A 15,493-nucleotide genomic window follows, 5' to 3' on the forward strand; every position below is an offset into this window, starting at 1 on the left:
CTCATTTAAAGCTTTATCTGCCACATGGTTCACTATTATTTATTTCTTTTATATTATTATTTACTGCTAAATTTCCCTTATATTCCTTTAATTTATCCATAATAGATTTTTTTTCTTTCCTTTCAAAATCTCCTATTTCCTGCACTTTACTATCTCTAAAATCAGCATCATTTCTATCTATTATTCCATCTAAATCCATATCTTTAGATAATGGATCATAGAAGTTGCCATCATCATCTATTTCAAGTCCCATTACTTCTCTCAGCTTTTCTTCATTTACTGATACAAGCTCACTAAAATTCCAAAAGCCAATAGATGTCTTTATCTGTACTAGCTCTTTTAAATCACTTGCATCTAAGGGATCATAGGTGTATTGAAAGCTGTCAATTAGGTTCTTATCTACATAGGTGTTCATCTTGTAATTTATTAAATCTAAACTTACTTGTATTTCATGCTTTTCATCTGGTGTAGTTGTATAAGCTATTCCTATATCTGTTAAGTCAGGAAATATAGTATCAAAGTCCTCTAACCTGTTTTCTTCATCATATTCTCTGTTAAGGAAGTCTATCAATTCTTCCTTTACTTCTTCTAGTAATGGATTATCTTGGCTTATATCTTCACTTTTTCCCATATCTAGTAAATTATTTACTTCTGCAAGTCTTAGTGTCTTATCCTTTAAAAGTTCAGCTTGTGGAAATGTCTTTTGTATTTCAATTTTAGCTGTTTGAAATTGCTCTTCTATATCTTTTAGTTTTGAAATTGTATTTTCTAATCTTTCTGGTAATTTATCCAATACATTATCCATTCTTGTTATATTACCTATTTCATCTGTTCCAAACTCTCCTCTATATTCTCCCTTACCTTTTAATATAAAGTTATATTTATTGAAAAAAGAATCATATTTTATGGATAAATCAAAATTTCTATATTCACCTATTTTTTCTCCATCTTTATCCATTTCCCTATATATTTTAACTCCCTTAATTTTGTTCAACAAAAACTCTCCAGCTATTTTCTTATCTATATACTTCTTTCCGTCAATAATTAGAGAGGTAAATTTATTATCTTCTTTTAAATTTTTATCTACATCTCTATAAGGCTCAACATTTTTAATATCTTCCTTTAAGTTCTCTATCCTTTCTTTTAATCTTTCTATTTCCTTTGGATAAAATTTAACTACTTTATCTTCCAGCTTGTAAAGATTTGATTTAAAATTGGACTCTAGCATTTTAAGTTTAGAAACTTCAACATCAAGGTCCATCTTCTCCTTTATTAATGGATTTCCTGTTGCAAGAGCTTTGATTTCGGCATAGTTTAATGTGGCTTCGTCTACATCTTCTGCAACTCTTACAGGTGTCTTTGAAGTCATAATTTGAGAAATATATTTTTGTTTATTCTCTAAGGTTTGGAAAAGATAGGCATCAAAAGTATTTTCTGTTACATATCTAAATATATGGACTTCCTTATTCTCATTTCCCTGCCTCACAATCCTTCCTGCCCTTTGAGAAAGATCAGCCGGTCTCCATGGTATATCAAGATCGTGGATTGCAATTAGCTTGTCTTGAGCATTAGTACCTGCTCCCATTTTCTGTGTTGAACCAAGTAAGACTCTTATTTCTCCCTTTCTTACCTTATCAAAGATAGCGTCTTTTTCCATATTGTTTTTTGCCTTATGAATAAATTCTATTTCATTTTCAGGTACTCCCATATCTATAAGTTTTGTTTTAATATCATCATAGATATTAAAATCATTACTTGGTGTAGACATATCACAAAATATTAATTGAGCAGATTTTTTATCTTTATATTTATCCCAAATGCTAAATACATTTTTTATACAGGTATTCACCTTACTATTAGGATCATCAGAAAGTAAAGGATTGATTAACCTTTGGTCAAGTGCCATTTTCTTTCCGTCATTTGTAATCAAAAGCATATTATCAACACTTGCATCTACCTGCTTATCACGAACCTTATCTGCTCTCTCGGAAAAAGTTTCAAGAATTTCTTTTTGTTCTTCGGTAGGCTTTGTTTTTATAGTTTCATAATGGGCAATTGGTGTAGGAAGATTTAAAACATCAACTGTTTTAATATCCATAAATCCTTTTACAGTATTCATAAGTTCAGGAAGATTATAAAATTTTGCAAATCTGGTTTTGCTCCTATAACCATTACCCTCAGGATTTAATTCTATTGCCGTTATTGTTTCTCCAAAAGTAGACGCCCAAGAATCGAAATGTTGCAATTTCATCTTTTTTAATTCATCATACTGTAAATATCTCTGCATGGTATAAAGTTCAGCCATACTGTTGCTTACTGGTGTACCTGTGGCAAATACTAATCCTTTATTATTAGTTATTTCATCCATATAGCGGCATTTCATAAGCATATCTGATGATTTTTGTGAATCTGTAGAAGTAATTCCTGCTACATTCCTCATTTTAGAAAATAGATAGAGGTTTTTGTAGGCATGGGCTTCATCTACAAATAACTTATCTACTCCCAGTTCCTCAAAGGTTACAACGTCATCTTTCTTATAATCAGCATTTAGTTTTTCTAACTTTGTCTCTAATTTTTTCTTTGTTTTTTCTAATTGCTTTACAGTAAATCTTTGATCCCTTTCTCTTTTATATTCATCTATATAGTCAATTATTTCATCAATTTGACCTTGCAATTCATATTCTTGTCTTTCTTTTGATATAGGAATTTTTTCAAATTGACTGTGCCCTATAATAACAGCATCAAAACTTCCTGTAGCAATACGACTACAAAATCTTTTTCGTCTATCTGGTGTGAAGTCTTTTTCTGTAGCACATAATACATTAGCTCCTGGATAAAGTTCATTAAATTCTCTTCCAAATTGCTCTACAATGTGGTTAGGAACAACAAACATTGACTTATTACTCATTCCAAGTCTTTTTGACTCCATGGCTATACCTATCATTTCAAAGGTTTTTCCTGCTCCTACTTCATGGGCAAGTAAAGTATTTCCACCAAACAAACCTCTTGCTATGGCATCTTTTTGATGTGCTCTTAATTCTATTTCAGGATTCATTCCTTCAAAAGTAAGATTAGATCCATCATATTCCCTTTGTCTTATGGAATTAAATCTTTCGTTATAATCTTCTACTAATCTATTTCTTCTTTCCACATCATCAAATATCCAGCTTTTAAATTCTTCTTTTATCATCTCTTGCTTACTTCTTGCAAGCATTGTTTCTTTTTGATTAAGCACAGATTTTTTCTTTCCATCACTGTCTTCTACTTGGTCAAATACCTTAGTATCTCTTAAATTTAAAGTATCTTCTATCAATTTGTAGGCATTTACCCTATTTGTACCATAGGTAAAAGAAGCAAGGTCATTGTCCCTATCAGAGCTTTTTCCTTCAACTCTATATTCTCCTGTAAAGTCAGAATACTTAATATCTATATTCCACCTTGATGAAACTGGTGTTTTCAACAAATCAAACATAAATTTTTTGTAATCTTGTTCCGGTATCCATGTTGCACCCATTCTAACTGTAATCTCACTTGCATCTAGTGCTTTAGGCATAACTTCCACTAGCTTTGCTTTTTGAAAATGTAACTCTTCTAATTCTTTTTTTAAGAGTTTACTATCCTCTAGATTTACTTCCTTTCCTAACTCTTTTTCGATGTTTTTAATATAAGAGTCTACAACTTCAATTTTATCTCTTATATTTCCTGACAAGTATTCATCAGCACTTACGTAAGGTCTTGAAAAATCTCCTAGATCCTTAGCAGACTTAAATGGATTCCTATCATTAGGTTCAAAGGAATCTAAATTTAAAAATATTTCTCCCTTTAATTCTTCTATTAATTTATCTCTTGTTTTTCCTGTCAATTCTTCCATATAATCAAAATTTATTTTACCTTTTTGACTAATAGAGAGTACCAGAGCATCTATTGCCCTATCTGTATGATCTATTATTACAGCTTTTTTTATAGTTCTCTTGTTAAAGATATCAGATTTTCCTATAAAGTTGCCTTCTTTATCTAATTTCTCCAAAGTTGAAATTAAAGAAAAATTGGCATCTTCTCTAAATAACTTTTTATTGGTTTTTGAATTTAGTCTTCCATGTTTGCTATTGAAATCATCGTAGAATTTATTTAGATTTTCTTGTTCTTTTTTTATCTCTTCATCTGAATAGTCTTCTTTTTGATAGGTTATAACTTTCCTTAGACTTTCATTTAATCTTAAATATTCTTTTACCTTATCTTTATCCTTTTCATTTACGGATATTTTTTGCATAATTGAATTTTCTCTAAAATATATTTCATCATCAACTAAAGCAAAAGAATAGTTTTTAACACTATCATCAGCCGGTATTGTTTCTTCTCCTAAATCATCATTTATTTGAGCTTCTTCATACCTACCTTGAATATTTTTAATGGCTTTTTTTAGTCCTTCTTCTAAAGAAATATCTTTATTTTCAATACATGCAAGGCTTGTCCCAAATCTTGACGGTATTTCTTCCATAGTCCCTATTACCATCTGAGGATTATCTACAAAGTATTTATTATATATTAGTCCTTTTGCATCTTTGTCTAGCTTTATCCAGTCTTCATCTATCTTTAATAGCCTATCTCTCTTTTTTAAAAAGATTATATCTGAAGTTACTTCTGTACCTGCTACTCCTTTAAATGTTCTATTAGGTAGTCGTATTGCTCCTAAGAACTCCGCCCTTTCTGATATATATCTTCTAACATCTTCACTTTTTTTATCCATTGTTCCTGAAGATGTTATAAATGCAATGATGCCGCCATCTCTAACCTTATCTAAAGTTTTAGCAAAAAAATAATCGTGAATTAGAAAGTTATTTCTTTCATACTCACGATCTGCTACTTTAAATTCTCCAAAAGGAATATTTCCTATGGCCACATCAAATAGGTTATTAGAAAAATTGGTTTCTTCAAATCCTTTTATTTGTATATTGGCATTAGGGTAAAGTTCTTTGGCAATTTGTCCACTAATCCTATCTAATTCAACTCCATAAAAGTTTGACTCTTTCATTTCTTCAGGTAGATTTCCTATAAATCTCCCTGTCCCAGCACTTGGTTCTAATATATTTCCTTTTTCAAAGCCAAGATTAGAAAGACTTTCATAGATAGCGTCTATAACTACTTTCGGCGTATAAAAAGCTGTTAGGGTTGATCCTCTTGCCCTATTATATTCTTCCCCAGTTAGATTTTCTTTTAAAAAATTTCTTGCATCAAGCCATTGACCTTCCTTTTCTTCATCAAATACATCGGAAAGTCCTCCCCAGCCAATATATTTTGCCAAAATTTCCTGTTCATCTTTTCTTGCACTTCTATTTTCTTTTTCTAAAGCCTTTAAGACATTTATAGCTTCAATGTTGTTTTTTAATCTCTGTGAAGGTGGTAGGTTTTCTTCTTCATTAATAATTTTATAGTTTTCTAAAGAAACTTCAGAAACCCCTTCTATATTTTCTCTATCAGTCCTTATTAAATTATTATTTTCTTTCCATTCCTTATATTCTTCTAACTTCTTATCAATAGTTTCTTTTCTATGAGTGGTTAATTTTAATGAATTACCATCTCCGTCAATTTTGTCAATTCCTTTGAGGTAAGAAAAAGGTAGAGTAAATTCCCTATAATTTTTTGGATTAGACGAACTATATACTAAAAATTCTTCCTTTTCATTATCTACTCTTACTATAAACTGATCAGCAACAAGAGAAGATTTATTATTTATTACATCAAGGCTTTTATGTAAAAGCCCTGAATTGTCTTTTTTAACTTTTTCTTCGTTATTATTGTCAATATATTCAAAGCTAATTTGTTCTACTAATTCCTCTTTATCGATAGATTGTTTTTTACTTAATTTATCTTTTTCACTAGATTTATATTCTTCTAAATCTTCCTTTCTTGCAAAAATATTAGAAACAGGTCTTTCTCCACTATATATTACTTCAGTAATACCACTCTTATCTATTGTACTTAAAGCTAATCTACCCATTCCAGCTTCATTAAATTCATTTTCTTTAATTAAATATTCCTTATTTCTAAATTGAACTGGTAATCCTAAAAGACTATAATCTTCTATTTCTAACGGAATTAATTCCTCTTTTTTTATAACTTCTAAATCAAGATCTTTGTAGTTATTAAAAATAATTGTTTCGCTTCCGGTAATAAAACCATTCATTAGTCCTGTGCTATCTTCTAGTTCTATAGTTTTAGGACTTGTAGTATCGTTAATAGCAGTTATAGTGTATTCTTTTCCTTTGTATCTAACACTCATACCTTCTTTAAATGGATTTTCTTCTTGCCTTGTTCTATCATTTTCTATTTGCTGATTTAAATATCCATTTAAAAGCACTTCTCTATGTTTGTCATCAAGTAAATAAGGTAAGTTACTTAATATGTCCTTATAACTTTTATATTTTATAGCTTGATTAGAATTTAAAATATACCCATTGTATCGTAAATTTTGTTTAAGAGATTTCCCCTTAACATCTAAGATTAGCTCTACCTTATACCCTTCTTTTCCATCTATAATATTTTCTGGTTTTTTTAATAATCCATCTTCTATTTTCTTTGACAGTAGTAAGTATTCTTCATTTTGAGGATCAAAATAGTATTCTCTTTTTTCTTTGATATCCTTATCTATTAACATGGAAAGAACTTGTTTCTTATCTCTTATTTCTTCAATTTTGGATTTTTCTTCTTGCGATAAATTTATATTAAAAGTAATTTTATTTTCTTCATTTATATGTGCTAAATTTTGATATGCTCCATTGATTTCAAGATTTTTATTAAAAACATATATATCATTATAATAATCTGGAAATTGCTGATTAAAGCTTTGAACATCTATATCATAGCCTTCCTCAAATTTTGTAACTTTATCATCAGTAATTTCAAATAAACCTTCCCTTTCCAATTCTAATACATCATTTAAATTTGTAAGGTTTGCTTCTTTCATTTTGGCAGTAATTTCATCAAACAAACTGTCTATTTTTTTGCTATCTTCAAAAGATTTCCCTTTATATAAAGTATAGATCTTTCCTTGTGAGTTTTCCTTTCTTGGATAAACTCTAATTCCTGTCTCTTCTAGTTCTATATCCTTTATTTTCTCTTTATCTACTAAGGCATAATAATATCCTACTTTTACCGCTATTTTATCTTCTACAATCTCTTTTGTTAATTTTTCTTCTACTTCATTTCTTAATACTTCTAAAGCTTTTAAATTGCTTCCTTTAAAGGAATGTGAGAATAGTTTTAAGTCCTTATCAAAATAGGCATCATATGAATAATATGTTATTTGATTATGGTTATTATCATATCCACTGGAAATATTTTTTATTTTTAAATATTTATTATCCTCTGTTTTAACTATATCTCCCACTTTTATAGAGAGTATCTCCTTATCATCTTCTATATTGTTTTCAAGTGAATTATTTAAATATTCTCTATATCTATTTTCTATTCTAATGCCTAATTCTTTAACCTTATCTATTGACTTCATATCATCTGGAAGATTTCCCTGCTTATCGGCAACTTCTCTCATGATTTTTGCATATTCTCTTTGGAATACAGAGTTAAAACTTGCTAAGGTATTATTTCCTAAGTTTTCTCTTGCCTTTATAATTTCATTTTCTAAAACTTTATCCTTAACTAATACATCGAAAAGTATATCTTCAATTTGGTCTATGGAAATTATTTTTTCATCTATCTTATTTTCTTCTATAGTTTGATTAAGTTCTATCTGACTTTTTCCTATTTGTTCATAAAGAAATTCAAAGTCTCTTTGGTTGATCTCGTTTCCATCACCTATGTCTATCTTATGGTGATCAACTATTTTCCCATCTACTATATGGTTAAAATAGAATTTGGAATACCCCTCCCACTTATCAGTCATCTGCCCATATTCATCTTCTCCTAAGGTCTTATTATGAAGTCTTATCTTTTCATCTATTTCCCTTATTTCATCTAATAGTTCTTTAGTCAGCCTTTGTCCTGTATAATCTTTTTCTATTAGACTTGAACCCTCATTAAACTCAATTATCCAATAATCATCTTTTCTATGGCTATCTAAATCAAAACCTATATTCTCTTTATTTTTATTAGTATAAAATTCCTTAAATTCTTCAAAACCATTTACTATATCATCATCTATAACTTCTTTGTTAGAATTAACTACAATATTTGGAATATCATCATATCGACTTTGACTTTCTAAAAGGTAATATTCTCTTCCTTCTATTTCTTCCTTTTCTTTAATATAAAAAGTGTCATGTATTCCCTCAAGAATAATTCCATCGTCTAACTGGTCTAATGGTATATCTAATTGTTTTTCAAAGGCTATGGAATATATATCTTCTTTTAAAAAGTTTGGTATAAATTCATCATAAATGATAAGTTTTCCATCATCACCTATACTTGCTACAGACTGTCCTTGATAATAATATATAGAACTATTATTTGTTCTTTCTATATATACATCATTATCAGTTGGAGGCAAATCATCTTGATAATTTATATACTCCTGGCTTTCTTTTTCTGTTTTATTTATTTCCTGATCTGTTTTTTTCTTCCTATTTTCTTCAAAACTTTCTTCATCTATATATCTATTCTTTTTAATAAGGTCATTAATTCTTCTTGCAACATTAGACCAAGATAGTAGTATTTCTTTTGCATTACCTTTATTATATTTTATTCCCTTCGCATCGTGCCACTCACCACTTTCTCTTGCAGCAGATAGTGCATGAGAACTTCCACCTACGCCATATTCATTTTTCAAGAAATCTGCTTGTTCTTTTAAATCATGCTTTTCAGTAAAAAATTCATATATTCTTTTCTTTCCATCAGAAAACCCGCTTCCTCTTTTTAGGCTTTCATCTATTTCATCTTGTGTTATAAAACTCTGAATAGGTGCAATATCCTTTAAATTTGACCTATATAATTTTCTTTCTATTTCTAAATCATTGATATCATTATAGATTTTAGATAATTTATAATGATGAAATCTTAAAATATCAGGATTAATCTTATATTCTTCTAAAAATACCTCGTATTCTTTTCTGAGTTTATTTATAAAATTTTTATCTTCAAGTTTTTTCCCGAGATTTTCTTTTTCATCTGGGAAGCCTCTTCCTTTTATATCATTAAGAATCGCTAAATATCTATCCTTAGTTTCATCAGTAAGATCTCTCTTTAAATACAATAATTTTTCTGCTATTTTTTCTCTTTCATATGTCGCACTTTCTACAATCTCAACATTGCTAGCAAATTCTCCTCTATCTAATAAATTATTAATATTATTAGCTAAATCTTTCCAAGAAACTATTTGCCCTTCTCTATATCTTGCCTCATCTCCATCTTTAAAAATTGCTCCTTCCTTTCCAAACCATGCAGATATCTTTCTTCCTTCAATTTCAAGACCATTGGCTCCCCTATATATTTCTTTCAAAAAGTTTGCCTGTTCTTCTAAAGATTTACCCTTAGAAAATTCTGCTATTACTGCTAATCTTCCATCTTCATGATTTCCTCCATGTATTAAAAATGTATCTATTTCTCTTTGACTTATTGGATTTGAGAAGGATATTTGCTCTCCATGATTTTTAGCAGAAAAAAAGGAAGTAGACTCTACTTCCTCATTTTTTAGATTAGGATTATCTCCCTTTCCCCTATTTCTTGTAGGGTCATATCCATGTTCTTCTTCAATCTCAGATATTTCAGATAGTCCTCTTCTTTCAGTTCTTCTGTCAGACCCCAAGTTTCCATCATTTTGACTTCTTCCCTCGTGATAAAGTCCTCTATCTCTTTTTCCTTTGATAGAAGATGATCCATCAATGTCCCTTGCAAATACATTATCTGATAATCCTCTTCTTTGTTCTCCTTGAGAAAGTTCAATCTCATCCTTCCCCATCTGTTGAGTTTCTTTAAATCTATTTCCTTGGGAATTGCCATATTGGGTATTAGGACTTCCATGCCTTCCTCCAATTCTTCCATCTTGTATGTCCCTCCCTGTCTCTCGAAGGAATTCTCCTTGACGATTGGTGTGTAAATCCCCTCCTCCATGAGGTATTCCTTGCCTGCCAATGTTAATTTCTCTTTCATCTTCCAAGCCTCCTTTAAAATTTATTTCACCGTTTATATCAGAACTTAATTTATTATAACGCTCCTTAAGCTCTTTTGTCTGCTCCAAATCTTTTCTTTCTTGAATTTTCTCTAAAATTTCTAATCTTTTTATTTCACTTCCCAAATCAAGTAAGATATTTTTACTTATATTAGCACTTATACTTAATACTTTGTCTATGTCCGAACTTGATATTTTAGACAGTAAAGATAAGTTTTCTTCTTTTAGCTGATATGAGACCTCCATTCTCTCGCTTATGGAAATTTTTACGGATTCTTTTAACAAATTAAAAAGGTCTACCTTTTGAATGCTTTTTAAACTTTCATCAGATAGACTTTCTAAAATTTTATTGAATTTTCCTCTAACATTACTTTCTACTAAGGCATCAATTTTATCTTCTTGGCTTAATAGAAGCTTACTATCTTTTTCTTTAAACTTATCTATCAGTTCATCTAGTAAGTTTAAATGCTTTTTGCTATCATATTTCCATAGCTTTACCTCAGAAATATTATGATTAATACTTACTGTTTGCCTTATGTCGAATATATATTTTATCCTTCCACTATCTATATCTAAAAGTGGTATTCCTTTTTCGCCTCTTTTAACGCTTCTACCTATACTTTTCCAATAATCAAATTCTGCACAGGCTGTTGCTTTTGGATCCATATTGTATATAGATATTTGATGTATATATGGATATTTATAGTTATTGCCTGATACCTTTAAATATTCCTCATATTTTTTTATATCTTTCTTAAATTCTTCTTTTGCAAGATAGATTGTTCTACTTAAATCTACTATATCATATCTTGGCATTTTATCCCTCCTCATTATAGTGATAAAAATGAACTAAATTTTTATATATTTATTTATTAAACTTTATTTCTTTCTATTTTTTAAATTTCTGTAAGCAAAAGATAACTTTAAAATGTCATTTACGCTATCTTTTTATTGCAATAAAAAAACGATTGGAATTTTTTACTTTTCTAATCGCTTTAACTGCCTTTATTCTATTGCTTTCAATCCAACATTGCTTTTTCTAACTTTGAAAAATTGCAATTTGCTCTTCTTATAATTCCTGTTTTCTTTTGATTTTTGTATATTTTTTCTACCTTTATCAAGACCTTTGTTTTTATTTTTAAACAAAAAGCGTATTCTTTTTGAAATAAGTCTTTATATCTAATATCCTCAAGTTCGTTAAAATCAATTCTTTCATAACAATCAGTCGGTACAGGAATCATTTTCTTAATATCCAATATAGATAATATGTGCATTTTTTTCTATCAGAATAATATTTGTAGATATCTCCATCTATAGTAATACTATTATCGATCACTTCATAAATCAAAAAATGCTCATCAGAAACATTCTTCCATTTTTTATGTTTTTCCTTTGCAGAAGAAATTGGAATAAAATAATTATAATTTTCTATACCAACAATAATTCCAACAAATGGTTTTATACTGTTTCTATACGATGGGTTGTAATAAACTTCTGAATCTACTTTATTTAGATATTCAAGGTAATCAGAGTTTACAGTATAAAATCCATATTTTATAACTTCTACCATTATTTTCTCCTAAAAAAACAGAGAGGTTTAATCCTCTCTGCTTGCTTTAATGCTTCACCTTTGGGATATAGGTAGTGAGACACCTTCTTTAATGCTCCACCTTTAACGGTAGTGGGACACCATCTTTATCTGATAAGAGTATAACATATATTCATAGTAATATCAAATAAGTAAATTTCCTAATGCCTACTCTTTTATCACTTATATTATACCCTATTTCTTTCATAAATCACTCCTTTCTTCATTCCTATAACCGTATTCAATTTTTTATAATCAATTTACTTATAATATTTACCTATAGTATTTTTTATTTCTTCTTCAATTTCTTTTAAAAAATTCTCTTTATTTTCCTTACCCTTTGCTATATCACTTAATCTCATTTCCCATTTTGCTGTTGTCTTTGGAGATTTAAACTCATCTATAACTATAGTAACTAGGTTTAATCCCTTCCTAGTTGATATTAGGTTTTTCTTTTCTCTTTTTATATAACCTTTGTATATCAAATTTTCTATTATTCCCGCTCTTGTAGCAGGAGTACCAAGTCCTTTTCTTTCAATTTCAACATCCTTAACTAATTCATCATTTCCAGCTATTTCCATTGCTTTTAAGAGTGTGTCTTCAGTGAAGTGTTTAGGTGGATTTGTATACTTCTCTTTTATATCTTTATTTTCAATATATAAAAAATCTCCTATTTTTACATCAGGAAGTTGTATATCTTCTTTCTTCTTTGATGTATATTCTTCTAAATATTTTGTAAACCCTTCTTCTGCAATTATTTTATAAGTGTTTATAAATTCAAACCCGTCAAATTCAGCCACTATCTTTGTTGTATTTTCTACAAGTGGATATCCAAAACTTGCATAGAGTTTATTTGTTATAAGTCTATATACTTTGGCTTCGCTTTCCGGGAGATTTGAAATATCCTTATTTAATGAACTTATCGTTGGAATTATTGCATGATGATCTGTAACTTTTTCAGAATTAAAAACTACCTTAATTCTTTCTGTGTCAAAATCATTTTTTCCTATAATATTATTTACAGTGCTTTCTATCATGTCTACTGTCAAATATCTTGAATCTGTTCGTGGATAGGTAATATACTTCTTTTCATACAGGCTTTGGGCATAATCTAGGGTTTGTTTTGCACTGTATCCAAAATACTTATTACATTCTCTTTGAAGTGTTGTTAGGTCAAAGGGCAGATTAGGCTTTGTAATCTTTTCTTTTTTAATTACATCGGTTATTTCAATTTTTTCTCCGATTAAATTTTTAAGCTGCTCTGCCACTATCTTGTCATCAATTCTATCTGTCGAAAGTGTAAATCCATTCATGGAAATCTCCACTGTATAATATTTTTCTTTTTTAAAACTATTTATCTCATCATCTCTATTCACAATCATTGATAAAGTTGGTGTTTGTACTCTGCCTACACTATAATTTTCATTATATAGACAGGAGTAAAGTCTACTTATGTTCATTCCAACAAGCCAATCAGCTATGGCACGAGCCTTAGCTGAATCAAAAAGATTATCATAATTACTTCCATCTTTTAAGTTGCTAAATCCTTCTTTTATGGAAGAGTCTTCCATTGAGGAAATCCAAAGACGTTTCATTTTCTTCTTACAATTTGCCATCATATATACAAGTCTAAAGATAGCTTCTCCTTCTCTACCAGCATCACAAGCATTAATAATGGTGTCAACTTCATTACTATTCATTAGTCTTTTAAGAATATTAAACTGTTTTTTAGTTGTCTTCGTTACCTCATACTTGTATTCTTTTGGGATAATAGGTAAATCTTCAATTCTCCACTTCTTATATCTTTCATCATACACATCAGGATTTGCCATTTGTACTAAATGCCCAACACACCATGAAACAATGTATCCATTCCCCTCATAATATCCATTATTTCTATTTTTTGCTCCTATAACTTTTGCTATTGATGCTGCAACACTTGGTTTTTCTGCGATTACTAATTTCATTTTTCCTCCTTTAATTTTTTAATAAAAAAATGAGAGATTAAATTTTCAATCCCTCATCTTTTTATAGCTCTACCGATTTTTTATTTTTTCTATAATATTTATTCCATTATCTATTACATCTTCAAACTTTATGTCTCTAGCATAAAGATTTTTCTTCGAATAAGAATTCCATCCGTATAAAAAAGCTTGATCCGTTTTTAGCATTCTCATTAAACTTATGATTTTATCTATATCAAATTCTTAATAATACAATCAATCATTTCAACTTAGCTTTACTTATATATTAAGTTTGTGCTGTCGTTTTGTTCATCGTTTTTTATTAAAGTTCCAGAATTCTAATTGTACTTTTCTATCGTATGTTTATAAATTTACACGATAATTAATTTTATTGTTGTCCTTAATCTACTGCTTAAATCATTGAGAAGATTAAAATTCATCTTCATCTGGAATAATTTCTGTATCTTCCTTATCTTCAAGATCATAATCCTCCCCTTCAGATTCATAATCATCTTCTAATTCATTATAATCTTGCTCATCTTCAAAACTTGCTTCTTCATTTTTTTTATAGATTTTGAAGTAATATCCTGCACCCATTACACCAACAATAATTAAACCCATAAATAAATAAAGTCCTATCCCTGATTTCTTTTCTTCTTTCTCCTCTTTCTTCGGTTTTTCCTCCACCGGTTCTTCTTTTTTCACTACTTCTTCTTTTGGCTTTACTTCACTTTCTCCTTCAATCATATTTAGTAGATCTTGTTCTCCAACTTCTGTTAGTAATTGTACATTTTCTTGATTTTCCGAATGATCTACAATGAGGTGCATAGTTTTTCCACTCTTTGTTTGAAAGGTTAAAAATTGTCTAACATCTATTGGATTTTCCTTTTTTTCATCTCTTGATGTTTGATCTTCTACTTTCGGTGTAATATCCTGTCCATTTTTATCTACATTTTCTATAACTGTTCCTCTTGCCTTATTTTCTTTTGTAGCTAATGGATTAATTGCTTTAGTATTGCCACCTTTAACAAGTTTAGATGGCTTTTCTTTTTTATCTACTTGCTCATTTTTTATGTTATTTTCTTGTATTTTCGGCACTTCCTGATAAGGAATTTTTTGACTCTCATTAGATGGTTCATATACATCTTCATCAAATAAGCTTTCTAATTCTTTACTTTTTTCTGGCAAATAAATATCATTTGACTGATTTTTTATTTCATTTTCATTGCTCTTAGCTATGGATATGCTTGGCATACTGAATAGTAAAAGGAGTAGCACTAAGGCTACCCCTAATCTTTTTTTCTTCATAATTCTCTCCTTTTCTTACTTTATATTCTTGAAGACATAAACTGCCTTTCTGCTATTATCCCATTCTATACTTTGATCTTTTTCATCTCTTATATCCCCACAGCTTGCATTAAAAGCTTTAGCTATATTGGAAATAGATGCGTGAATTCTTCCATTTATAATTACAGGTTTAGTGTCAGAATGATAAATGTTTCCTTGACTATCTTTCATAACACCAGTATCTATATTTAATCTTAGAGTTTTTTTAGGTAAGGCTGTATTTTCTTTATTTGAAAAGATAGCCTCTCTCTTACTATCATCATATTCTACATTAAACCCAAGAGTATAAGCTGCATATCTAACAGGTAGCATAATGCGATTATCCTTAATATATGCTTTTACATCCATATACACAGTAGTTTTCTTTCCATCTTTTATAATGTTATAAAAGTTTTTGTCTACTTGGAAAACTGCAAATTCTTTTTCATCTTTAACTTGTTTTTTGCCTTGTTGGTTTTCTTGCTCTTTCATTTT

At 29.2% G+C, this 15,493-nt stretch carries 8 protein-coding genes; all 8 read right to left on the minus strand.

Annotation, left to right across the window (positions count from 1 at the left end):
* Positions 1–13: 13 nt before the first annotated feature.
* Entirely contained in the window at positions 14–9,757 is a 9,744-nt protein-coding gene (locus HGPB_RS06995; RefSeq protein ID WP_392392333.1) for a helicase-related protein, read from the minus strand.
* On the minus strand, positions 9,643–10,101 hold the full coding sequence (locus HGPB_RS09135; protein WP_079392108.1) for a TnpV protein: 459 nt from the start codon (positions 10,099–10,101) through the stop codon (positions 9,643–9,645). The genes HGPB_RS06995 and HGPB_RS09135 overlap by 115 nt, the downstream gene beginning before the upstream one ends.
* A gap of 1,038 nt (positions 10,102–11,139) precedes the next feature.
* A complete protein-coding gene (locus HGPB_RS09140; protein WP_081578485.1) occupies positions 11,140–11,361 on the minus strand; it encodes a type III toxin-antitoxin system ToxN/AbiQ family toxin in 222 nt (73 codons plus the stop codon).
* Positions 11,358–11,690 carry a type III toxin-antitoxin system ToxN/AbiQ family toxin gene (locus HGPB_RS09145; RefSeq protein ID WP_008901382.1) on the minus strand — a complete coding sequence of 111 codons (333 nt, stop codon included), beginning with the start codon at positions 11,688–11,690 and terminating at the stop codon, positions 11,358–11,360. The genes HGPB_RS09140 and HGPB_RS09145 overlap by 4 nt, the downstream gene beginning before the upstream one ends.
* A gap of 278 nt (positions 11,691–11,968) precedes the next feature.
* Positions 11,969–13,675, minus strand: coding sequence for a DNA topoisomerase 3 (locus tag HGPB_RS07005; RefSeq protein ID WP_019117159.1), 1,707 nt, complete (start codon positions 13,673–13,675; stop codon positions 11,969–11,971).
* A gap of 69 nt (positions 13,676–13,744) precedes the next feature.
* Positions 13,745–13,879 carry a hypothetical protein gene (locus tag HGPB_RS09055; RefSeq protein WP_262361912.1) on the minus strand — a complete coding sequence of 45 codons (135 nt, stop codon included), beginning with the start codon at positions 13,877–13,879 and terminating at the stop codon, positions 13,745–13,747.
* 222 nt (positions 13,880–14,101) lie between these two features.
* A complete protein-coding gene (locus HGPB_RS07010) occupies positions 14,102–14,980 on the minus strand; it encodes a CD1107 family mobile element protein (RefSeq protein ID WP_019132978.1) in 879 nt (292 codons plus the stop codon).
* A gap of 15 nt (positions 14,981–14,995) precedes the next feature.
* On the minus strand, positions 14,996–15,493 hold a 498-nt coding region (locus HGPB_RS07015), incomplete at its 5' end, for a stalk domain-containing protein (RefSeq protein ID WP_019132979.1).

The organism is Peptoniphilus obesi ph1, assembly GCF_000311865.1.
Lineage (GTDB): Bacteria > Bacillota > Clostridia > Tissierellales > Peptoniphilaceae > Peptoniphilus_E > Peptoniphilus_E obesi.